The 22452-nt window shown below is 66.0% G+C and carries 17 protein-coding genes; 6 read left to right on the top strand and 11 right to left on the bottom strand.

The genetic code is table 11. The features are described 5' to 3' along the window. Positions 1 to 89 precede the first annotated feature (89 nt). From VMV82_01795 to VMV82_01780, 4 genes are all read right to left on the bottom strand, one after another. Positions 90 to 2741 (bottom strand): LuxR C-terminal-related transcriptional regulator, encoded by a 2652-nt coding sequence (locus VMV82_01795; protein HUY40285.1) that lies wholly within the window; start codon positions 2739 to 2741, stop codon positions 90 to 92. Further along, a complete protein-coding gene (locus VMV82_01790; protein HUY40284.1) occupies positions 2738 to 3355 on the bottom strand; it encodes a hypothetical protein in 618 nt (205 codons plus the stop codon). The genes VMV82_01795 and VMV82_01790 overlap by 4 nt, the downstream gene beginning before the upstream one ends. Beyond that, positions 3352 to 4509, bottom strand: a complete 1158-nt coding sequence (locus tag VMV82_01785) for a hypothetical protein (protein ID HUY40283.1) — start codon at positions 4507 to 4509, stop codon at positions 3352 to 3354. Before VMV82_01785 ends, VMV82_01790 begins: the two co-directional genes overlap by 4 nt. Before the next feature lie 190 nt (positions 4510 to 4699). Then, positions 4700 to 4855, bottom strand: coding sequence for a hypothetical protein (locus VMV82_01780; GenBank protein ID HUY40282.1), 156 nt, complete (start codon positions 4853 to 4855; stop codon positions 4700 to 4702). Positions 4856 to 4994: 139 nt separating this feature from the next. Between VMV82_01780 and VMV82_01775 the strand changes: the two genes are divergently transcribed. Next, positions 4995 to 8438, top strand: a complete 3444-nt coding sequence (locus VMV82_01775) for a TM0106 family RecB-like putative nuclease (protein ID HUY40281.1) — start codon at positions 4995 to 4997, stop codon at positions 8436 to 8438. 116 nt (positions 8439 to 8554) lie between these two features. Further along, the gene (locus VMV82_01770) at positions 8555 to 8821 is read left to right on the top strand and encodes a hypothetical protein (GenBank protein HUY40280.1); all 267 of its coding nucleotides are present in this window, start codon (positions 8555 to 8557) and stop codon (positions 8819 to 8821) included. Between the two features lie 58 nt (positions 8822 to 8879). On the opposite strand, the gene rpoC is transcribed toward VMV82_01770, so the two are convergent. The 3 genes from rpoC to VMV82_01755 form a co-directional block, all read right to left on the bottom strand. Further along, positions 8880 to 12632: a DNA-directed RNA polymerase subunit beta' gene (rpoC, locus tag VMV82_01765; GenBank protein ID HUY40279.1), complete on the bottom strand. Its 3753-nt coding sequence runs from the start codon at positions 12630 to 12632 to the stop codon at positions 8880 to 8882. Between the two features lie 206 nt (positions 12633 to 12838). Further along, positions 12839 to 13243 carry a phage holin family protein gene (locus VMV82_01760; GenBank protein ID HUY40278.1) on the bottom strand — a complete coding sequence of 135 codons (405 nt, stop codon included), beginning with the start codon at positions 13241 to 13243 and terminating at the stop codon, positions 12839 to 12841. 31 nt (positions 13244 to 13274) lie between these two features. Then, on the bottom strand, positions 13275 to 14177 hold the full coding sequence (locus VMV82_01755; protein HUY40277.1) for a hypothetical protein: 903 nt from the start codon (positions 14175 to 14177) through the stop codon (positions 13275 to 13277). Positions 14178 to 14227: 50 nt separating this feature from the next. On the opposite strand from VMV82_01755, the gene VMV82_01750 reads away from it, so the two are divergent. Genes VMV82_01750 through VMV82_01735 form a run of 4 tightly spaced genes read left to right on the top strand, consistent with a single transcriptional unit; the run spans position 14228 to position 17869 of the window. After that, positions 14228 to 15277: a glycosyltransferase family 1 protein gene (locus VMV82_01750; GenBank protein HUY40276.1), complete on the top strand. Its 1050-nt coding sequence runs from the start codon at positions 14228 to 14230 to the stop codon at positions 15275 to 15277. Further along, the gene (locus VMV82_01745; GenBank protein ID HUY40275.1) at positions 15274 to 16302 is read left to right on the top strand and encodes a glycosyltransferase family 1 protein; all 1029 of its coding nucleotides are present in this window, start codon (positions 15274 to 15276) and stop codon (positions 16300 to 16302) included. Before VMV82_01750 ends, VMV82_01745 begins: the two co-directional genes overlap by 4 nt. Beyond that, a complete protein-coding gene (locus VMV82_01740; GenBank protein HUY40274.1) occupies positions 16299 to 16748 on the top strand; it encodes an NUDIX hydrolase in 450 nt (149 codons plus the stop codon). Before VMV82_01745 ends, VMV82_01740 begins: the two co-directional genes overlap by 4 nt. 5 nt (positions 16749 to 16753) lie before the next feature. Then, entirely contained in the window at positions 16754 to 17869 is a 1116-nt protein-coding gene (locus VMV82_01735; protein ID HUY40273.1) for a DUF6600 domain-containing protein, read from the top strand. On the opposite strand, the gene VMV82_01730 is transcribed toward VMV82_01735, so the two are convergent. Genes VMV82_01730 through queG form a run of 4 tightly spaced genes read right to left on the bottom strand, consistent with a single transcriptional unit; the run spans position 17836 to position 22344 of the window. Continuing rightward, complete coding sequence (locus VMV82_01730; GenBank protein HUY40272.1) at positions 17836 to 18024, bottom strand: PLDc N-terminal domain-containing protein; 189 nt, start codon at positions 18022 to 18024, stop codon at positions 17836 to 17838. The genes VMV82_01735 and VMV82_01730 overlap by 34 nt on opposite strands. Positions 18025 to 18035: 11 nt before the next feature. After that, a complete protein-coding gene (locus VMV82_01725) occupies positions 18036 to 19781 on the bottom strand; it encodes an ABC transporter ATP-binding protein (GenBank protein HUY40271.1) in 1746 nt (581 codons plus the stop codon). A gap of 11 nt (positions 19782 to 19792) precedes the next feature. Then, positions 19793 to 21223 (bottom strand): deoxyribodipyrimidine photo-lyase, encoded by a 1431-nt coding sequence (locus tag VMV82_01720; protein ID HUY40270.1) that lies wholly within the window; start codon positions 21221 to 21223, stop codon positions 19793 to 19795. Next, positions 21220 to 22344 (bottom strand): tRNA epoxyqueuosine(34) reductase QueG, encoded by a 1125-nt coding sequence (gene queG / locus VMV82_01715; protein HUY40269.1) that lies wholly within the window; start codon positions 22342 to 22344, stop codon positions 21220 to 21222. The genes VMV82_01720 and queG overlap by 4 nt, the downstream gene beginning before the upstream one ends. Between the last annotated feature and the right edge of the window lie 108 nt (positions 22345 to 22452).

Here is a 22452-nt window from a genome sequence, read left to right as displayed (position 1 = left end):
CCTGGGTAGAGAGGTTCTCGCCATCAGAATAGCCGAGCGGCTCGGCTACTGTCTCTACCCAAATTTGGGTATGCCTGTTTTCAGGCACTCTATCCGAGCAGCGCCTCGAGCCCCCGATGGTGGATGGCGGTGACCAGCTCGGCCGTTCCGCTGCAGTTGAGCTTGGCGATGGCGTGCTTGATGTGCGTCTGGACGGTCAAGACCGAGCGCTCGGTCTGCGCGGCGATCTCCTTCGGGCTCAGCCCCTCGGCCAGAAGCCGGATCACTTTGATCTCCGCCTCGGTCAGCCGCTCGCGCTCGCTCTCCTCGCCGCCGCTCCTCTTTAGGTGCTCCTGGGCGACCGCGAGGAGCCGGGCGAATCCGCCGAGCGCGTGCTCCGAGGCTTGCCCGAGCGCGTCCTCGATCTCCGCCGGACGGTACGGCTGGCGCTCAACGCTGCGCAAGAGCTTGGTGACGCCTTCCCTCAGCGCTTCGGCGCTGGGGCGGCCCGAGAGCGCGGGCCGGCGCTTCAGCAGGTTCGCCGCCACCGTCCTGCGGCCGGCGACGACCTCGGCCAGGATGCCTAGGAGTTGCGCGATCTCGAGGCCGAGCGACGCGAAACCGTCGCGCTGCGGCTTCTCGGCGTCGATGGCCTCCATCAGAGCCGCCGTCTCATCCTTCGACTCTTTGAACTTGCCGTCCAGGGAGAGGCAGAGCGTGTAGACCGCTCGCGCCATGATCCTGTCGAAGCCGTGCGTCACGCGGTCGAGCACGGTAGCGAGCGCGCTGTGCGCTTCGGCAAAGCGCCCCTCCCACGCGTGACGGTACGCATGGCTCCCGACCAAGTACACGCCGCGGGAGGCGTCGCTCGTGCGCAGCTCGCCGGCTTGGCGCTCGAGTGCCACCATGCGCTCGACGTTTCCGCGCCATGTTTCGATCGCGAGCAGGCGCAGCGCCGTCGTCTGCATGCTGAAGATGTCGCCCGACTTCGCCGCCGCCGATGCGGCCTGCTGCGCGTACCATAACGCGTACGGCACGTCGTTCTCGCAATACCATGCCTCCAGAGCAAGCGTGTCCAACGCAAGACAGGCGAGGCTGTGGAGCGAGAGGCGGTTTGCCATCTCCGCGCTGCGCGCGAGCGCGAACCGCGCCCGCTGATCCTGGCGCAGCTCCCAGGCTGCAACGCCGACGCGCTGCAGCGTGCGCGCGAGCGAATCGCTCTCCTCGAACATCTGCACGACCGCTTCGACCCGGTCGAGAAGCTCCGTCGCGCGTTCCGCCTCACCGGCCCGTGCGGCGACCACGGCGCGCAGCGCGAGCGCCTCGGCCAGCAGCGGAGCCGGAATGCGATCGTCCGCCGTCAGCGGATCCAGCACGCCGGTAGCGTCCCTACCCTGATTGACGTAGAGCAGCGCGAGGCGCATCCCAGTAGCCGCACGCAGCCCCGCGTCTTGGCCGAGCTCGAGGCTGCGCATCAGCAGCGGCTCCGCTTCCGCGAAGCGGCCGATCGATGACTCGAGCACGCCGCGCAGGGCGAGCACGACGGGATGCTCGCGGCGGTGCTGCTCGGTGAGCGCCGCAATTGCGGTGAGCGCGAGGTCCGTATGACCGGTTGCGAGGAGATCGAAGCCGTGCGCTTCGACCAAGCGCAGTACCGATGCCTCCGCTCCGGCATCGGCGTACAGCCGAAGCGCGACGTTCGGTCGCGAGAGCGTCTCCATCGCGCCCGCAATCACGCAGCGCAAACGGTTCGTCGCCGCTTCTCCCTCCAGCGACAACTGGTGCAGGACGAAGTCGCGGAAGAGGTCGTGACAGCGATAGACGCCCGGTCGCACCTCATAGAGAAAAGCAACGCGCTCGCGCAGATCGCTGATGAGCTTCCTCGCGCGGTCGAAGCCGATCGCCACCATCACGTCGACGTCGATCTCCGAGAGCAGCGAGATCGCCTCGAGAAACTCACGCTCCTCAGCACTGAGGGAACGGTACACCTGCTCCGCGAGGTACTGATAGATCATCTCGCGCGTCATCGTCGTGATCGATCGCAGATCCACCGAGCGCGTCGACGTGCGCAGCGCGAAGCTCAGCGCCGTCGGCCATCCTTCGGTGAGATCCAGCAGCGAGCGCAGCTCTTCTTCACGTACGCCCAGCTTGAACGCCGCAGCAGCTTGTTTCGCCTCCTCGGTCGTGAAGCAGAGATCGCGCTCGTCGATCATGAGGTCGCAATCGCCGTACGCGAGCCACGTCCCGACCGGGAGCCCGGCGGCGCTGCGCGTCGAGACGATCCAGCGAATGTGCGTCTTCGTTCGCTCGATGAGCGCGACGAAGAAGCGGACGACCTCGGGGTCCTTCTCAGCGACGTGCAGGTCGTCGACGGCGATCGTTCCACGCCACGCCTTCAGATGCTGGTACATCCAGAGTGCGAGATCGGAGCCGGCGGTGGGCGATGCGCGGTTGCGTTCGTATGCGCCCGCGAGGGTGCGCCGAGCTTCGGGCGCGGCCTCCTCAATCGCCTCGGCGAAGCCGCGCAATACACCGGGCAGCGTGTCGTGCTCGGGACGCAAGTCGAAGCGCAGCCACGATTCGTCGAGCTCTCGCAAGAACTGCGACAGCGCAACCGATTTCCCGTATCCGGCAGGAGCGACGATCAATGCGATGCGCTGCGTGGCGGCAGCCGCGATGCGATCTACCACGCGCGGCCGCGGGATCGGCTTGAACGTCCCGCCGGTTTCGATGCGGCCGTCGGGGCGGACCGGGCGGATCATCTCGGATCACCCGCTTGCCGGCGTGGGAACGGAACGTCACGATCGATGACGCGGCCGATCCAGAATGCGACGAGCGCCCCGATCCAGCGCAAGCGCGGCGCGAGCCACCCTCGCTGCGCGGGGCACGTCATCTCGCCCAGCTCCAGCACGTACGCGCCGTCGGCCGTGCGCGCCTGGTCGTAGCCGTAGTACTCGCGCAGACCGATGCTGAAGTTGTCGGGTCGAAAGCCGAAGCGAAAGAACCTGCCGTAGAGCCGTTTCCAGAGCGCCGCCGTGAAGCGGTCCTTAGCGCTCGGGTAGCCGACCGATGCGCCACTTCTGCACGGCACCGCCGAGCCGTCGAAATGGATGAATACGGCTACACGAACGGCATAGTCGTCGGGATAATCTGCCGGAAGACGTACGACGCGAATGCCGTAATCGCGCAAGACATGCGTCGCCGCGTCCGCGACGATCGGCGTCCATTCCCGCTCGCCCGCCGTGCCAAGATAGCAGTGACGCTCCGGAAAGCGCGCGCAACTCTGCGGCCGCCCCTCGTGCCCGGCGGAGATCAGCACGTCGTACCCACGCACGAGCGGCGCCGTCGCCGAAGCCGACGCGAGAGCTGCGATCATGCGATACTCGTCACCGGCGCGCGTGCGTGGCGGCGCTCCCGGTCCACGATGAGGCCGAGCCACGAGTTGGGGAAGCGGCGCAGCACCGTGTCGATGTACTCGTCGTAGGTGCGGTCGTCGGGAATGACGCCGCGCTGCGCGACGAGCGTCAGCACCGCACGCCATTCGAAGCCGAGTCGCCGGTAAATCGAGTAGGCGCGATTGAAGTGCGCCGCTGCAGCCGGCGGGTTGCCCAATCCCTTTTCCACCAAGCCGGCCGTAAAATGTTCCCACGCTTCCACGTGCGGCTCATGCCGAAACGCCGCGGAGAATGGGCCTGGTTCGGGAACGGCTTTGTAGCGGCGCCAGCACCGCTGCGCCTGCAGAGGACGATGCAGCGCGAAGACGTTTGCGAGATAGAGCAGCGCAACGCGCTCGCTGCCCTTGAACGTCTCCCATTCGAGCTGGTCCGCAAGCGCGAGGGCTTGATCGGCGACGAGCCATCCGTTGACGTCTTCACCTAGCGCGAGCGAGAGATATGCGCGATCGCAAAGGGCGAAGACGTGCCACGATCGCTCCACGCGGAACGACTCCAGCGCGCTGAACTGCTGCATCGCTCGAACGAAATCGCCGTCGATTGCCGCAAACCATGCTGCAGCGCGCGTGATTTGGTAGAGCGTGAGCTCGAGATACGGCGTTCGAGCGACGCTCTCCACGCGATGCAGGACGCCCGACATCACCGCCGGGATGTACATCTCGCGCGCGTAGATCGCTGCATTCGAGAGCGATGCCGTGACCACCATGAGATCTGCGCCCGCGAGGGTCGCCGCCTGCTCGAAGCGCCTGATCGCGCTTGCGTAATCCGCGCGCTCGACGGCAAGCCAGGCGCGAAGCTCTTCGGCAACTGCCGAGAACGTGCCGAAGTCCTCGTTCTCCAAGATCGCGCTCGCAGCGTCGGTCTCGTGGAGCATCCAGTGCAGCAAAGCCCGCTGATAGCGGGCCTCTGCGCGCTCTTCTAGCGTTCTCGCCGTTGCGAGTGCGACCTCGATGAGCGCCCTGGCGCCGTCGGTGTCGCCTTGGCGCCCGATCGCTGCGCCCGCAAGCGCCGCCCAGGTGGAGCGCTTCTTCGCTCGCGATGCGCGCAGAACGCGTTCCGCGTCGTCGTGACGCCGCATACGAAGGTAGGTTCTGGCTAGGAGAAAGTCTCTTTCGGCGCCGCGACGCCCGCAAAGGATCTCGACGCACGCGTCATAGTCCGCGCGTAGGAACGCCTCGCGTGCTATCCTCAGACCCAGGGTCGAGGCCTTCGCAGCCATGTGCGAAGGCTTGTCGCTGCGCGCGGCACCCTCCTGGGGCCGGCAGTCCTTAGCCGGTCGGAAGCGTGCCCACGTCCATGATGCGAGCGTGATGGGGAGGCTGGATCGAGGTCGAGCGGACGGCGGCCCCGGTCGGGCCGACGCCCGTATCCATCCCGTGCACGCCCGCGAAGCCCATGAGAAGACTGAGGAAGAAAGTGAACATACTTCCAACCTACGCCAGGCGTCACGCACGGCATAGGGCCGGTCCGTAAGGAAACGGCGAGGGAAACGTAAGGAAATCGTATAGCTACTCGAGCGCATCGCGCCAGGCGTATGGCATCGAAAGCGCATACGATTGGCTCATGCAGCGCATCGACGGTCGTCTCGTCTTCTCGGCGTCCGACCTAAACGGGTTTCTCGAGTGCGCAGCCCTGACGCAGCTCGAGCGCGAGGCGACGGAGCGGCAGCGCCTACGGCCCGAGCCGGACGAAACGGCGCAACTGCTCGCGCGCAAAGGCGACGAGCACGAGCGCCGCTATCTGGAGATCCTGCGATCGCGGGGTCTCGGGGTCTGCGAGATTCCCGCCGGAGATCGGCACGATGCGCAGGGCCTCTACGAGGCCGAGCACGCGACGCTCGCGGCGATGGAGCGCGGGGCGGAGATCATCTACCAAGCGACGTTCTTCGACGGAACGTTCATGGGCCACGCCGACTTCCTGCGGCGCGTCGATACCCCGAGCGCCCGCTGGCCGTGGAGCTACGAGGTGCTCGACACGAAGCTCGCGCTCGCGACGAAGACGTACTTTCTCGTGCAACTGTGCAACTACAGCGAGCACGTCGCGCGCCTGCAGGGCGGCATGCCGCGGCGGATCGTCGTCGTTCCGGGCAGCAACGTCGAAGCGCCCTACGAACTCGCAAGCTATCTCGCATACTACCGCCACCTCAAGGCGGGATTTCTCGCGCACGTCGACGGAGGGCGCAACGGCGCCTACCCGCACGAGGTATCGCACTGCCGCGTCTGCCGCTGGAACCCCGTCTGCGACGCGCGCCGCGATGCCGACGACTACCTCGGGCTCGTCGCGCTGATGCGCCGCGACGATATTCGCCGGCTCGGCAGCGCGAGCATTACGACGATCGCGCAGCTCGCGACTGCCGGTGAAGAGCGACGCCCCAACGGCATGACGCCCGAGACCTTCGAGCGCTTGTGCGACCAAGCGCGGCTGCAGCACGGCCAGCGCACGACGGGAGTACTGACGTACGAACTGCTTCCCGCGCAGCCGTCGCGCGGTTTCGCACTGCTTCCGCCTCCGGACGAGGGCGATGTTTTCTTCGATATGGAAGGCGATCCGCTCTACACGCCGCAGCGCGGGCTCGAGTATCTCTTCGGCGTCTATTTTGCGAAGGAGAGGCGTTACGTCGCGTACTGGGCCAAGAGCGGACGCGACGAGCGTTCTGCCCTCGAGGCCCTCGTCGATCTCCTCGCGCGCCGCCATGACGAGTATCCCGGCATGCACGTCTACCACTACGCACCGTACGAGACGGCGGCGCTCAAACGGCTCGCAGGTTTCTACGCAACGCGCGAGGAGGAACTCGACACCCTGCTCCGAGCGCAGTCCTTCGTCGACCTGTACGCCGTGGTCCGGCAAGGCCTGCGCATCTCGCAGCCGTCGTACTCGATCAAGAAGCTCGAGCCGTTTTACGGCTTCGCCCGCGAGACCAAGACCCAACGCGGCGACGACTCCATTCTCATGTTCGAGTCGTGGCTGATCGACGGCGATGACAACATTCTCGTCGACATCGAGAACTACAATCGCGATGACTGCATCTCGACGCTCCGGCTGCGCGACTGGCTCCTCGCGCGCAGAGCCGAGCTCGTTGGGCGCGACGGCGATTTCCCATGGAAGCCAGCGCCCGAGCCGCGCGCAGAGACCGCGCAGGACGCAAACGACGAGCGCGCGCAGCTTCGCGACGCGCTCCTCGCGGGGCTCGACGCGCCCCAAAGCGCCATCGCCCTGCGCGACGCCGACGAGCGATTTCGCGCGCGCTGGCTTCTCGGCCACCTGCTCGACTATCACCGTCGCGACGACAAGCCGGCTTGGTGGGCGTACTTCTACCGCTGCGAAAACCGCGACGAGCTCGTCGAGTTCGATCGCAAAGCAATCGGGGGCCTTCGCCATCGCAGCGACGTCCCGCCGTACCGGCAGACGCCCAGGCAGAACCCCGTCTACGTCTTCGCTTTTCCCGACCAGCTCCACGGATTTCAAGCCGGTGACGGCGCTTACGTGCTCGATGCGGCACGCCCACACGAAGCGGGAACGATCGTCGCCGTCGACGACGACGTGCTCGAAATCCACGTAAAGCTTCGTGGGGGCGTTGAGCCTGCGGATCTGGACGCGCTCGCGCCGGTCCCGGCGATCCCATCCGAGACCATTCGCGCGGCGCTGCAGCGCGTCGCCGAATCGTATCTCGACGGCACCTTCGAAGTTCGCCATCGCGCCCTCGCCGACGTGCTCCTTCGGCGCTTACCACGACTGCTCGGCGGAACGCTCGGGCAGAGCCTGCAGCCCGAGGTTCCCGATGCGGAGTCGATCGCCGAGATCGCGCAGCGTCTCGACGAGAGTTATCTCTTCGTTCAAGGGCCGCCGGGCAGCGGCAAGAGTACGACGGGTGCCGGCGTCGTGCTCGATTTGCTTCGCGCGGGCAAACGCGTCGCGGTTCTCGCCAACTCACATAAGGTCATCCACAACCTGCTCCACAAGATCGAGGAGCAGGCGGTGCGTCGCGGGCAGAGCTTTCGCGGCATCCAGCGCTGCAGCAACACGACCGAGGGTTCTCGCTTCGAGTCGAAGCTGGCAGAATCGTTCGTCACGCCCTCGTTTGCAGCCGACGCGTTGTCCGAGCCGCACGACCTTGCAGCAGGCACCGCCTGGGCTCTCTCGCGCGAGGAGCTTGCCGGCGCGTACGACTATCTCGTCATCGACGAGGCGGGGCAGGTCTCGCTCGCCAACGCGATCGCGTGCGCTCCCTGCGCGCACAACATCATTCTCTTGGGCGACCCGCTGCAGCTCGCACAGGTCTCGCAGGGCGCGCATCCGCCCGGCGTCGAGCTCTCGGTGCTCGCGCATCTGCTCGGCGACGATGCGACCGTTCCGCCCGAGCGCGGCGTCTTTCTCGACCGTTCGCACCGGATGCATCCGCAGATTTGCGCGTTCATCTCGGAGAGCGTCTACGCAGGCCGCCTGCAGGCGAGTGAAGCGACGTACGCCAACCGCGTCGAATCACAAGGCCTTACCGGCAGCGGGCTGCGGTATCTCGCCGTCGAGCACGAAGGTAATCGCCGCGAATCGCGGGAGGAAGCCGACGCCGTCGTCGGCCAGATAACGCGGCTCCTCGACGGAACCGTTACGGTCGCGGCGCCCGACGATCCGACGCCGAAGCCAAGAGCCTTCACGCCGCGCGACGTGCTCGTCGTCTCACCGTACAACGCGCAGCGCCGGCTCATAGCGCAGCGTTTGACCGACGCCGGACTGCACGGCGTAGCGGTCGGAACCGTCGACAAGTTTCAGGGCCAGGAGGCGCCGGTCGTCTTCTACTCGATGGCGACTTCCAGCGGCGACGATATCCCACGTGACATCGGCTTTCTCTTCGAAAAGAACCGCTTCAACGTTGCGATCTCGCGCGCACAATGCATGAGCGTATTGGTTTGCTCGCCGCGTCTACTCGACACGCGCTGTTCTACGCCGGAACAGATGGCGCTCGTAAACCTGCTTTGCAGATATGCAGAAGTGGCTTCGGCAATCTCGTAGGGCCCTCCGCAGAGGTCACCTCCGAACCCTTTCCCTGAACTCACAGCACAGCGTCTTGTGGCTTCGTACGCCGCGACTACCCGGGGTTTGAGCCCCGGAATCTAGTCCAATGAGAATTGTGGGTTTCCGGCCAAGATGGCCTGCAAGGGAGACACGTTGCCGTTGATATTCGCTCACCGGGAGATCGCGAACGAGATATTCTGGAGAAGATCGCGCTCTATCTCAGCCACGGCAGCGTGCTCGTGCTCGACGTCGCTCCAGCATCGCGCAGTATCGTCGCGCACGCTCCCGAAGGGCTCAGAAAATACGCAGGGTGCGAGGAGTTCTCGCACCCTGCAGTCCCGTGGCTAAAGTTCGAACTCTATCGGGCATTGGAAATCTGAAGAGCGCGCAGCTTCGATCAGGCTTAGGAGCCGAGCGGGCGACATGTGCGCGGGCTCTTTACAGTTCCTCGGGGTTGATGCCCTTTATGCGGTCGTACTGCGTCTTCTTCGGCGGCGCTTGCACGTTGGCGTGGTCTTCGTATTCGCCTTCGTACTGCACCGTCTGAGGCTCGCGGTTGCGCTCGTACGCGCTCATCAACCGGCTGACGCCGTCTCCCGCGCCGCCCATGACTTCGGCGAATGCGGCTTCGTCCGCGGTCATGCCGCCGAAGCTGAAGTCGATTTGCGTACGCGAGCGCCCTTCCTCGTCGACGTCTTGACCCTGGGGTACGATTTCGATCTGCCGGTAGCGGGTCATGCCCGTTCCCGCCGGGATGAGCTTACCGATGATCACGTTCTCCTTGAGGCCGAGCAACGGATCGTACTTGCCCTTGATCGCCGCATCCGTTAGGACGCGCGTCGTCTCTTGGAACGATGCTGCCGAGAGGAACGAGTCGGTCGCAAGCGAGGCCTTCGTCACGCCGAGCAGCACCGGCGACGCCGTCGCCGCCGCGCCGCCGCCTTGCGTGATGCGTTCGTTCGTCTCGTTGAAGTTCGCCGACTCCACGAGCTGCCCGGGGAGGAAGTTCGTATCGCCGCCGTCGACGATCTTCACCTTGCGCAGCATCGAGCGAACGATCACCTCGATGTGCTTGTCGTTGATGTCGACGCCTTGCGAGCGATAGACCTTCTGTACTTCTTCGACGAGGTAGTTTTGTAGTGCGGTCTGCCCCTTGATGCGCAGGATGTCGTGCGGGTTGAGCGAGCCTTCGTTGAGCGGATCGCCCGCCTCGGCCCGGTCGCCGTCGCGCACCGTGAGGTGCATGCCGTACGGAACGTCGTACTCGTGCTCTTCGCCGGCCTCGTCAGTCACGTAGACGACGCGCCGATTCTTCTCTTCGGCGAGACGAACGGTTCCCGACTGTTCCGTAACGATTGCTTGACCCTTGGGTTTACGCGCCTCGAAGATCTCCTCCACGCGCGGCAGACCGGTGATGATGTCCTCGGTTGCGACGCCGCCGGTGTGGAACGTTCGCAGCGTGAGCTGGGTGCCCGGCTCGCCGATCGATTGCGCGGCGATAATGCCGACCGCCGTGCCGATGTCGGCCCGGCCGCTGGTCGCGAGATCGCGACCGTAGCACACCGCACACACGCCGTACTTCGAGCGGCACGTCAGCACCGAGCGGATCTTCACGTCCTCGATGCCGGCCTCGACGATGGCCTTCGCCTTCTCTTCGGTGATCTCGTCGTTGCGCTTGACGATCGCCGTCGTGGGCCGGCGCGGGTCGGTGCGCAGCTCTTCGGCCGCGCGCCGCCCAACGATTCGGTCGCCGAGCGGCTCGATGATCTCCTTGCCTGAGCGGATGTCGTGCACCGTGATGCCACTCGTCGTTCCGCAATCCTCTTCGCGCACGATGACGTCTTGCGCGACGTCCACGAGCCGGCGCGTGAGATAGCCGGAGTCCGCCGTACGCAGCGCCGTGTCGGCGAGGCCTTTGCGCGCGCCGTGCGTCGAGATGAAGTACTCGAGAACCGTCAGGCCCTCTTTGAGTGACGCTTTGACCGGAATCTCCAAGATGCGACCGGAGGGATCCGACATCAAGCCGCGCATGCCGCCGAGCTGCTTGACCTGCGCGATGGAGCCGCGGGCGCCGGACGTCGCCATCATGAAGACCGGGTTGAGCGGATTCTGCGCGGCTTGCATCGCGCTCGTCACCTCTTCGCTCGCTCGCGACCAGATCTCGATCGTCTTGTTGTACTGCTCGTCGTCCGAAATGAAGCCTTGCTCGAAGAGCCGGTGCAGATCGTCGACTTCTTTTTGGGCGTCCGCGACGATCTCGTGCTTCTTCTCCGGCACGATGATGTCGCTAATCGAAACCGTCGTCCCCGAGAGCGTCGCGTAGTGGAAGCCGAGATCCTTGATCGCGTCCAGGAAGCCTGCCGTCTCTGCATTGCCGTACGTACGATAGCAGTCCGTGATGATCTTCTTCAGCTCGCCCTTGTCGACGATGCCATTGACGAATCGATGGTTCCACGCTTCGGGAAACGCCTGATTGAAGATCACGCGCCCAACCGTGGTCTTGACGAGCTCGCCGTTGCGCCGAACGTTGATCCACTCTTGCAGCTTGATTCCGTGCGTCTCATAGGCGAGCACCGCCTCCTTGGAATCCGAGAACGCCGGCATCGCACCGTCGCGCGCGACGCCGTCGAAGTCCTCGGAGACCGCGGCCTTCGCCGGTCCCCTGTACTCCTCGCGCTGGAAGGTCAGGTAGTAGAGCCCGAGCACCATGTCTTGCGTCGGAATCGACACGGGGTTGCCGTATGCGGGAAGCAAGATATTGTTGCTCGAGAGCATCAGAATGCGCGCCTCCGCCTGCGCGCCCGCGGAGAGCGGCAGATGCACGGCCATCTGGTCGCCGTCGAAGTCGGCATTGTATGGCGTGCACACGAGCGGGTGCAGGTGGATCGCCTTGCCCTCGACGAGCACGGGCTCAAAGGCCTGGATGCCCAAGCGATGGAGCGTCGGCGCGCGGTTGAGCAACACCGGATGCTCCTTGATGACCTCTTCGAGTACGTCCCACACCTCGGGGCGCACGCGCTCGACCATGCGCTTCGCGCTCTTGATGTTGTGCGCGAGCGTGCGGTCGACGAGCTTCTTCATCACGAACGGCTTGAAAAGCTCGAGCGCCATCTCTTTGGGCAGGCCGCACTGATGCAGCTTGAGCGTCGGACCGACGACGATGACTGACCGGCCCGAGTAGTCGACGCGCTTGCCCAGCAGGTTCTGCCGGAAGCGTCCCTGCTTACCTTTGAGAATATCCGAGAGCGACTTGAGCGGACGATTGTTCGGCCCGGTCACCGGGCGCCCGCGGCGGCCGTTGTCGATCAGCGCATCGACGGCCTCCTGCAGCATGCGCTTTTCGTTCTTGATGATGATCTCGGGTGCGTTGAGTTCGAGCAGCCGCTTCAGGCGGTTGTTGCGGTTGATGACGCGCCGGTACAGATCGTTGAGGTCCGACGTCGCAAAGCGCCCGCCGTCGAGCTGCACCATCGGGCGCAGCTCCGGTGCGATAACCGGAACGGCGGCGAGAACCATCCACTCGGGACGGTTTCCGCTCGCGAGAAACGCCTCGACCACCTCGAGCCGCTTGATGACCTTGAGCCGCTTTTGACCCGACGTTTCCTTGAAATCTTTGCGCAGGTCTTCCTGAAGCCGTTTCAGGTTCAGGTCGCGTAGGAGCTCGCGAATTGCTTCGGCTCCCATGCCGGCCTTGAAACGATTGCCGAACTTGTCGCGCGCTTCGCGATACTTCTGCTCGGAGAGCACCTCGCGCTTTGCCAGCGTCGTATCGCCCGGATCGATGACGACGTAGGACGCGAAGTAGATCACCTTCTCGAGCTGGCGCGGCGACATGTCGAGCAAGATACCGATGCGGCTCGGAACGCCTTTGAGGTACCAGATGTGGCTTACCGGCGTGGCGAGCTCGATGTGGCCCATGCGCTCGCGGCGAACCTTCGCCCGCGTGATCTCGACGCCGCAGCGATCGCAGATCATTCCCTTGAACCGAATCCGTTTATACTTGCCGCAATGGCATTCCCAGTCTTTGGTCGGGCCGAAGATCTTTTCACAGAAAAGACCGTCGCGCTCGGGCTTGAGCGTGCGGTAGTTGATCGTTTCGGGTTTCTTTACTTCGCCAAAAGACCACGCGCGAATTTGTTCCGGCGACGCGAGGCCGATGCGCATGGCGTCGAAGTTGTTGACGTCGATCAGATTCAAGGGCTTCCCCGAGCGGGTCACCTGCCTTCACCTACGCAGGGAGCACGACTCACGTGGTCACGTAAGCGGTCCCACCGTCGCCTCGGCAGGGCCCCTTCGACTCGGCTCAGGGCAACTACGCACTGAGAACGGCCGCGCGGGGCACAGAGCGGTATTGTATCACCGCCCTGCGTCCACTGCAACGGGGACTCGAAACGAGGCTAGGGGGTAGCTTGCGTTGCCCCTCGCTCCGAGGGATGGCGCCAGAGCTGCTGGACGAGGGTGCCCACGACCATCAGGATGAGCGCACCCCAGAGGTCGGCGAGCCACCAGTTGACCGTCCCTGAAAGCCGGAACGTCGGCGCGAAGTGCGGCGCCACGTCTACGGTGATGATGAAGAGCACGTAGTTGATGACGATGCTGAACAGCCCGTGGGTCAGGAAGTTGATCGGCCAGGCGATGAGTCGCAGCACGGGGCCGATCAGTGCGTTGACCACTCCGAAGATCAACGCGACGATGGCCGCGTCCCGTACCGTGACGCCCGGATCGAAGCCGAGAGCCGAGCCGAACCGCGCGATGCAGTACAGCACGACCGCGCCGACGATGAACCGGAAAATATGAATCATGGGTCCTCCATTAGGGCAGCGGGCCCCGCTCTCAGTTTCGCCGCTTGGGGGCCCTCGGCCCCTGGAGCAAACGCCGAGCGAGCGGGTTCAGTGCCCGCCCGCGCCAGCGCAGCTCGTAGTTTAGACGCCGGACTGCATTGAGGGCCTTGACGACGGGCGACTGACGCCGAGCCACCCCCTCCGTTACGGTATGAAAGGGCTCGAGAGGCGCGCGCAGCCGTGCGAGGGTCGGGGCGGCGGCGGCCGGATGCTTGCCGTGGAAACGCATCAGCAGGTGGTAGACGGGCGCGAAGTACCGCGTGACGTCGAAGCTAAGCAGCTCCTCCTCGCCGAGCACGTTCCCCGGCGCCCCGAGCGCGGAGTAGTGACGGCCCTTCTCGGCGTGGCGGCGTGGCTCGAGCGTGTGGCCGTAATGCGCGTAAACGTACGGAAGAGCGATCCGGCCGCCGTCCAGGCCGACCAGCCGCTCGTGGACGAGCCCCTCCCACCGCGCCCCCGGGCGGAAGCGGAAGAACATCATCCGCCGCTCGATCGCCGTGTACCACGCGAACGATTGGAAGAAATGCCACGTGTAGCCGTCGACGAACGCGATCTCCGGCGGCACGTCGTCGAGGTGCGAGGCGATACGAGACGCAGCTTCGCCGTGTACCTCGTCGGCGTCGACGAACGCGACCCAGTCGCCCGCCGCGGCCCGTGCGTGCAGACGCAGACAGACGTTTCTCGCGTCGGCAAAGCCGGAGAATGCGGTGCGATCGACGACCAGCTTCCCCATCCGTCCGAAGGCACTCTGCGAAAGCGCCTCCGCGTGCGGTGACGCACCCGGCGCGTTGTCGTTTACGAGAAGCATACCGGCAACGCCGTCGAGCGACGCGAGCAATGCCGGCAAGAACGGCTCCTCGCGTGCGCCGAGGATGAGATGCGCGGCTACGCCCATCCTCGGTCCTTCGCAGAGTATTCGGCAGCTCCATCTCCGAAAAGCGCCTCGTGGCTCTTCACGTCGCCGTCGACGCACGCGCCGCAGTCGAGGACACGCGCGGCATCGGGCGCTACCTGCGCGCCATTCTGCGCCGTCTCGCTCCGCGCGACGACGTCGCCCTCACGCTCGTCGTTGGGGGCTTATCGCGCTGGGGCATGCGCGTGGCGCTCGAGCGCGCCGTCGGGAGCCATCGCTTCCGCGTCTGCGCGCGCGTGCCGCGTAACGCCGACGTGCTCTGGAATCCCGCGAACGGCACCTTTCTCCGCTGGCGCGGTCCGTCGGTCGCGACGATTCACGACGCGGTACCGTTCCGCTTTCCGCACGAAGACCGCCGCCACCGGCGCCGCGATCAACTGCCGTTTCTTCGATCGGTCGAGCGAGCCGTACGGGTCATCGCCGTCTCCCGTTTCGGCGCGGACGAGATTCATGCGGTCTTCGGGGTGCCGCGCGAGCGCATCGCCGTCATCTATCACGGCGTCTCACCCTCGTTCACGCCGGGTGAAGCGCTGCCGCACGCTCCGCTCGAAATCGGCGGGTACCTGCTCTTCGTCGGCGATCCGCAGGCCGAGCCGCGCAAAAACTTCGATCTGCTGTACGAAGCGCACCGCGCCGCATGGCCGCAGGGAGACGGACCACCCATCGCGGTTGCCGGCACACACGCGCCGCAGCGCGAAGGCGTCGTCCACGCCGGACACTTCGCCGACGACCTTGCCTCCGAGACGAGCGCCGGTTTGCGCAACCTCTATCGCGGAGCGCTGGCAGTCGTCGTGCCCTCTTATCACGAAACGTTCGGCATGCCGCTCGTCGAAGCGATGGCGTGCGGGACACCTGTCCTCGCGTCGGCGGCAAGCTCCTTACCGGAGATCGGGGACGACGCGGTACTCTTCGCGCCGCCGCGCGACGTTGCGGCCTGGAGCGCGGCGCTGCGTCGCATCACAGAAGACGGCGACGAGCGCGCGCGACTGATCGCGCGCGGTTTCGAACGCGCGGCAGCATTTCAATGGAATCGCAGTGCCGAGCAGCACGTCGCCGTCTTTCGCGACGCTGCTGCGCGATGATCCGCATCGGCGTCGACGCGTGGAATCTCCCCGGCGATCGTCGCGGCATCGGGCGCTACCTTCGCGCCGTTCTGCGCGCGTGGAGTGAGCGGTTTCGCGACCGCGTCGACGTCACGCTCGTCGTTCCCGAATGGCACGCCTGGACCGTCGCGCAACGTTACCGGCGCGAGGTCGATCGCTCGTATCCCGTCGTCTCGCGGCGCTTTCACGGCCGCGCCGGCCTCGATGCACTCTGGTTTCCGTTCAACGGCTGCAGCTGGACCAGGTTCTCCCTGCCGGCCGTCGCGACGCTCTGCGACGCGTCGAACTTCGTCGTCCCGGGTTATGCGCCCGAAGCGCAGCGTATCTTTCGCGACGCTGCGGCGCGATGTGCTGCGCTCCTCACGCTCTCGCGCTTCTCGCAAACCGAGCTCGCTCGCGAGCTACGAATTCCACCGGAGCGGCTCGTTCCGATACCGCTTGGCGTCTCTGCGCCGCTGCCGCCACGCGAAGACGCCGGCGTCGCTTCACTCGGGCGTTTCGTGCTCTTCGTCGGCACGATGGAGCGGCGTAAGGGCATCGACGTGCTCGCTCGCGCGATGTCGCTCGTCCAGCGGGAGCGTCCCGATCTCACGCTCGTCGTCGCCGGCGAATCCGACCCGAAAAGCATCGAGGGGATAGCGGTCGCCGTGCGCGCGTTGGGATACGTCGACGAGCAAACGCTAGCCGCGCTCTACCGGGCCTGCGCGCTCTTCGCCTTTCCGTCACGGTACGAAGGTTTCGGCCTTCCGATCTTGGAGGCGATGAGTTACGGGACGCCGGTCGTCACCTGCACAGCGTCTTCGCTCCCGGAAGCGGGCGGCGATGCGGCGCACTACGTGGAGCCGGAGGATCCGCAGGCGCTCGCCGAAGGCATCCGGCGCGTCGTCGATGATGCCGCGTACGCGGCCGAGCTGCGCCGCCGCGGCCTGGCACGCGCGGCGACGATGACCTGGGAGAGAACCGCCGCCGCAACGCTCGACGTCTTCGAAGGCATCCTGCAATGAACGTCCGCATCGCTACCGGCATCGCACGCCGGGGCGACTGCGTGCTCCTCGTCGCCTCCACGTACGCTAATCACCCGGAGCCACTCTGGACCCTGCCGGGCGGTCGCCAGGAAGGCGCAGAGCTTGCTCGTGAGACCGTCGTCCGCGAGCTGCGGGAAGAGACGGGATTGCAAGGTCGCGTCGTCGACTTCGCGTATGTGAGCGAAAGCTACGACGGCGCGACGCATGTGATGAATCTAACGTTTCTCCTCGAGACGACCGGCGAGCCGAGCGTTCCCTCCAGCCACGACCACGTCGTCGCAGCACAGTGGGTGCCCATAGCGGCGCTGCCCGAGCGCATGCGCGTCGCGGTCGTCCGCGAACCGCTGCTCGCGTACCTCCGAGGCTCTGCGCAGCGCTACTTTGGTTTTCACGATGCGGGGGTGACGATTCGATGGTCGGAGTAGCGGCGGTGGCCCTCGTCGCGCATATCAGCGTGCTGCAAGGGGGCGCAACGATAACGCGCGCTGAGGGCGGGCAGGTCGTTGCGCTGCGCAACGCACCGCTCCTCGCCGGCGACACGTTTGCAACGCGCGCCGGCGCGCAGGCCGAGCTCCAACTCGACCCCACCGTCGCGCTGCGGCTCGATCAGAACACGACGCTGCAGATCGTCGCGCTCACGCCGCACCATCGAGACGTTCGGCTCCTCGGCGGAACGCTCGAGGTCTCGTCGCAGCCCAACGGCGACTCACCGCGCGTCGACACGGCGTCGATCGCCCTCGGGCCGGATGCTCCCGGCCTCTTCCGCATCGCCGTTACCGGCGGCCAGACGTCGGTTGGCGCCCATCGCGGCACGATACGCATCATCACCCCCAACGGCACGCAGGTTCTCTCTCCCGGGGAGGATGTGACGATCGCCGGTCCGGCGTCGCAGCCCGTCTTGCGCTACGCGGCGCAGCCGCCGAGCGACGCGTTCGACGGGTTCAACCAGACGCGTGACGCCGTCGAGATCGCCGCTCGCAACGATACGCGCCTACCACCGCCGCTGCGCGGCGTCACGGAGTTCTCGGCGTACGGCACGTGGAGGACGCTGAAGCCGTACGGACTTACGTGGCAGCCGCACGAATACCCGCGCTGGGCGCCCTATCGCGACGGGCGCTGGTTCTGGCGTCGGGGAATCGGCTGGACGTGGATCGCGCGCGAATCGTGGGGATGGATCCCCTATCATTACGGCGCGTGGATCGACGATCCGACGTACGGATGGTGCTGGGTCCCGCCGCATCCCACGCCGGCGCCGGCGTGGGATCCGGCAAACGCCGTCTTCTTCGCGGTCGTCGCCGGCGACCGCACGCAGAGCGTCGGGTGGGTTGCGCGCGCTCCCGAAGAATCGTTTCACGCTGCGCTCGGCGCTTATCGCAACGCGCGCAGCCCCGGCGGAATCGCGCTTCTCGACGCAGCCGACTTCTATTCGGGCGCCTTCTCTCGCGTGCAATCGCCACAACTCGGGCAGCTAGCATCGGGCGTTCGTTTGCAGGCCCCGCCCGAGCCGCGTCTTTACCACAGGGCGCCGTCCCCCAGAAGAATGTAGAGCAGCACGCCGATCGGCCACAAGAGGCAGACCAGCGCCCATAGCAGCTTCTTCCACCCGTCCATGTCGTCGCGCCCGATGAGATTGATCCATGCGAAGATCACGGCGATGGGATGCAGTATGACCGAGAGAATCAGCTCGACGATGAGTTTCACAGCGGCTCCTGTTACGCGAACTGCGCAGAGTGAAGGGAAGCATAGGCCCCGCCGCGCGTGATCAGCTCGTCGTGCGTGCCGATCTCGGCTACCCGGCCTCCTTCGATGTAGAGAATACGATGCGCGCGGCGGATCGTCGACAGGCGGTGCGCGATGATGAGCGTCGTGCGGCCTTGCATCAGGCGCTCTAGCGCTTGCTGGATCAACGCTTCCGAATGAGAGTCCAGCGCGCTCGTCGCCTCGTCCAGAATCAGGATTCGAGGGTCGCGCAGCAATGCACGGGCAATCGCGATGCGTTGCCGCTCCCCGCCTGACAGACGTATGCCGCGCTCTCCGACCTGCGTCGCATAGCCGTCCGGCAACGCTTCGACGAACTCGTCGGCATTCGCGTCGCGCGCCGCCGCGCGCGCCTCGTCATCGGGCGCGTCGAGGCGCCCGTAACGAATATTGTCGAGGATCGTGCCGCGCAGCAGCTGCGGATCTTGCGGCACGATGCCGATCGCGCGACGGAGATCCGCGAGCCGAATCTCCGCGACGTCGGTTCCGTCGATTCGCACGACGCCGCGCTGCGGTTCGTAAAAACGTGGTACGAGATTCACGAGGGTCGTCTTCCCCGCACCCGATCGGCCGACGAGCGCGACGATCTCGCCTGCAGCAACGCTCGCGTTCACGCCGGTTAGCGCCGGCGGATCGTCGAGCTTGTACCAAAACGAGACGTTCTCGAAGTCGATCGCCCCCTTCATTACCTCGAGCGGCCGCGCTCCGGGGCGATCCGCTACTTCGACCGGGAGATCGAGAATCTCGAAAACGCGCCCCGCGCCGACGACCGACTTCGCGAGATCGCCGACGAACGCGGCTAGACGATTCAGCGGGTTGGCGAGATTGACCAGGAGCAGCCAGTAGTTGAAGACGTGCTCCGTCGTCAGGCGCCCGACGAGTACTTCCCGCACCGAGAGCCACATGATGATCACGACGGCCAGCACCATGATCGTCGAAACGACGAGCGGCTGCGTTTGGATGAACTGCGTAAGCTTCATATACGCGCCGAAGAAGTCGTCGTTCGAGCGGCGAAAACGCCGAATCTCGTACTCTTCTCCACCGAACGCTTTGACCACGCGCTGGCCGCTTAAAACCTCGGCGAGATTCGCCGACAGGTCCGCGACGCGCTCCTGCGTGTTGAGCGTGCTCGTGGAGATCAGGCCCTGGAACTTCGACACGGCAAACGACACGATCGGAGCGACGACGACGAGCGTCAGCGTCAGGAGCCAATCGAGGTAGATCATCATCGCGAAGGATGCGGCAAACGTCACCACGGCAACGACGAACTGCGGCAGGGAGACGCTCACCGCGTCGGTCATGAGCTGGAGATCGTTGCTGAAACGCGCGATGAGCTCGCCCGGACGCCACTTGTCGAACTCTCCGAGCGGGAGGTTCAACACGCGCGTAAAGAGTGCGACGCGCCACCGCGCGATCAGGTGTTGGCCGCTCCACGCCGTCAGGTACGTCTGAAAGTATGTCGCGAGATTGGCGAGGAGTTGCGCGGCAAACGTCGCTGCCAAGCCGAAATAGAGCACGCGCACGTCGGGGTGGTGTCCTGCGGGCGGAGCGAGCACCCGCCCGATGATCGCGCCGAAGGCCCACGGCGCGACCAGGCTCAGCACACCGGCGAGCGTTCCGAGCGCCAACGCGATGCCGATGCGCGGGTAATAGGGTCGCGCCTCGCGTGCAAGACGCTGAAGTACCGCCCGGCGGGTCATCCGTTACCCGGTTACCCCCCCGTCGCCGGGGAACCTTGCGCGCCGCCCCGCCGGGGCGCGGCGTACGAGCGATAGCGCTCGAGAAACGCGCGCGCTTCGCGCGCGTGATCGACCACCGGCGACGGGTATGATGCTGCGTCGTAAAGCGGCAGCATCGGCACGCGCTCGCGTGCACCGTGCAACGGCGCGTGCGCCAGCTCCGGAATCCATCGCCGCACGTACTCACCCAGCGGGTCGAAGCGCAGCTGTTGGCGGCGAGGGTTGTAGATCCTCGGATACTGCACGAGATCTGCACCGATGCCCGCAATCCATTGCCAGTTTCCGCTCGCGATTGCCGCATCGTCCTCGACCTCGAAACGATCCCAGGTCTCCCGCCCTACGCGCCAGTCCACTCCCAAATCGAAGCAGAGAAAAGAGGCAGCCACCGAGCGGACGTGCGGATGCATCCACCCCGTCTTTCGCAACTGCCGGATTCCCGCATCGACGAGCGGGTATCCGGTCCTGCCTTCTCTCCACGCATCGAGATGCGGGTGCTGCCGTGCAAACGCGAACTCGCGCATGCGCACCTGCAGTGCCGCGTCGTCGGTCTCGGGATGGAACCATGCGAGCTGCAGAAAGAAGTCGCGCAACGCAAGCGAGCGCAGGAAGAGGCGCAGGGAGCGGCGCTCCTCGTTGAGCAGAAAGGGATTCTCGAGGCAGCGTTGGGTTGCGCGCACCGCCGTCCGCAGCGCGAGCGTTCCAAACGAAAGGTGCGCGCAAAGGCGCGACGTTCCGTCGACCGCGGGCAGGTAGCGATCTGCCGCATATCCGCGCGCGGCGCCGTCAAGGAACGCCTGGAGGCGCTCGAGCGCGTGGGCTGGTGCGGCGTCCTCCGCCGCGCTCGTTGCCCCGAACTCTCGCGCTGCCGGCAAGGCCTCGCTCTCGCTCTCGGGCTGCGCAAAGTGCAGGAGGATCGGACGATCGTAGGATGCGATCGGGAGCGATCGCCAGCGCTCGAAGTACGGCTGGAACGCGCGATAACCGCCGTCCGGGCTGCGTGCGATCTCTTCGGGGCCGATTGCCGGAGCATCGTGAACGCATTGCGCGTGCACGCCCGCCTCTTCCAATGACGCGCGTAGCGATAGATCGGCGCGCGCGCCCGCGCCGTCGTATCGAGCGCTCCAGACGATGCCGCTCGCCCCGCTCTCTCGCGCCAAGCGCACCAACGCTTCGGGGGCTTCGCCGCGACGTACGACGAGGCGGCTCCCACGCTCGCGCAACGCCTCATCGAGCGCGCGCACCGCGCCGGCAAAGAACGCCGCGCGGCGCGGCGACCGGCGGAGACTTGCGTTCAGCTCGCCGTCGACGACCAGCGCCGGAAGGACGGGCCCGCGATCCGCTGCCGTCGCGAGTGCGGCGTGATCCTCCAAGCGTAGGTCGCGCGTGAATCGGCAGACGATCACGTGCGCACGAGCACTGCTGCGATCTCCTCGCGTACCGTACCGTCTCGTTCGCATTCCATCCGCGCCTGCAGTGCCGCGAGCGCCGCTGGGGATCCGATGCGTCCCAAGGCCCAGGCTGCGTGCCCGCGCACCATCGGGTGCGGGTCGCGATCCAAGGCCTCCACCAGCGCCGGAACGGTCGAACGATCCAACGCGTTGCCAAGCGCCACCGCCGCGTTACGGCGCAACACGGCGGCGCCTCGCCAGCCCATCGCCGTACGTGCAATGTACCTGCGGTACTCGCTCGAGCGCATCCGCAGCAGGCGCACGAGTTCAGGCGTGGCCGCGAATGCGTTCACCGCCGCGTCCGCGCGCGCTCCGCGCTCGCCCGCCCGCTGCGTCGGCGGGCAAACGCTCTGGCAGATGTCGCATCCCCACACCCACTCGCCGACGAGCGGACGGAGCTCGCGTGGAATCGCGTCCGTGCGCTGTGTCAAATCGGAGATGCAGCGCGTCGCATCGATCGTATAATCGCCGCGAAGCGCGCCCGTCGGACACGCATCGACGCAACGCGAGCACGCCCCGCAACCGGTACGCAGCGGCGCGTCCGGCTCGAGCTCGAGCGTGGTGACGATCTCCCCCAGAAAGACGTACGATCCCAGGCGGCGGGAGATCAGATTCGTGTGCTTGCCGGTCCAACCCAGCCCCGCACGTGCTGCGTACGCACGTTCGGCAATCGGTTTCGTGTCGCAGGCGATAGCCGTCACGGGCGCACCGGCCAGCTCGTCGATGCGACGGGCCGCCGCTCGAAGCACGTGCAACAAGCGTTCGTGGTAGTCGAGCGACCACGCGTAGTTCGAGACGCGCCCTGTCAAGGGCGCGCGACTCGGCGCGGCGGTCGCGTAGGCGAACGCAACGCACAGCACGCTGCTTGCGCGCTCGAGAATCGTCGCCGGGTCCGTGGCTCGCACGGCCCGGTCGTCGCCATAGCCCCACGTCGCGAAATCGCCGCGCGCGAACGCCGCACGCAGCCGCGTACGCGTGGTTTCGTCGACGAATGCCGGAGCAATGCGCACGTCACACGCTCCGTTCTCCGCTGCAGCATCGCGCACGAGCTCGACCACGGCCTCCTTCGCAACCACCGTTCTCGTCAACGCTCCATCAACCAGTCGAACGCCGCGCCGACCTGCGCACGAATCTCGCCTTTCTCGGGCCGGCCGTGCCCGACGATGGCACGAGCGCGGCATCCC

Source organism: Candidatus Dormiibacterota bacterium, from assembly GCA_035532035.1.
Taxonomy (GTDB): domain Bacteria; phylum Vulcanimicrobiota; class Vulcanimicrobiia; order Vulcanimicrobiales; family Vulcanimicrobiaceae; genus Tyrphobacter.
Note: the sequence above shows the minus strand (reverse complement) of the source record. Positions and strands in the feature narration are given on the sequence as shown.

Coding starts and splice junctions, on each gene's coding strand:
- VMV82_01795 (HUY40285.1), bottom strand. CDS start 2,741: ATGATCCGCCCGGTCCGCCCCGACGGCCGCATCGAAACCGGCGGGACG.
- VMV82_01790 (HUY40284.1), bottom strand. CDS start 3,355: ATGATCGCAGCTCTCGCGTCGGCTTCGGCGACGGCGCCGCTCGTGCGT.
- VMV82_01785 (HUY40283.1), bottom strand. CDS start 4,509: ATGCGGCGTCACGACGACGCGGAACGCGTTCTGCGCGCATCGCGAGCG.
- VMV82_01780 (HUY40282.1), bottom strand. CDS start 4,855: ATGTTCACTTTCTTCCTCAGTCTTCTCATGGGCTTCGCGGGCGTGCAC.
- VMV82_01775 (HUY40281.1), top strand. CDS start 4,995: ATGCAGCGCATCGACGGTCGTCTCGTCTTCTCGGCGTCCGACCTAAAC.
- VMV82_01760 (HUY40278.1), bottom strand. CDS start 13,243: ATGATTCATATTTTCCGGTTCATCGTCGGCGCGGTCGTGCTGTACTGC.
- VMV82_01755 (HUY40277.1), bottom strand. CDS start 14,177: ATGGGCGTAGCCGCGCATCTCATCCTCGGCGCACGCGAGGAGCCGTTC.
- VMV82_01745 (HUY40275.1), top strand. CDS start 15,274: ATGATCCGCATCGGCGTCGACGCGTGGAATCTCCCCGGCGATCGTCGC.
- VMV82_01740 (HUY40274.1), top strand. CDS start 16,299: ATGAACGTCCGCATCGCTACCGGCATCGCACGCCGGGGCGACTGCGTG.
- VMV82_01725 (HUY40271.1), bottom strand. CDS start 19,781: ATGACCCGCCGGGCGGTACTTCAGCGTCTTGCACGCGAGGCGCGACCC.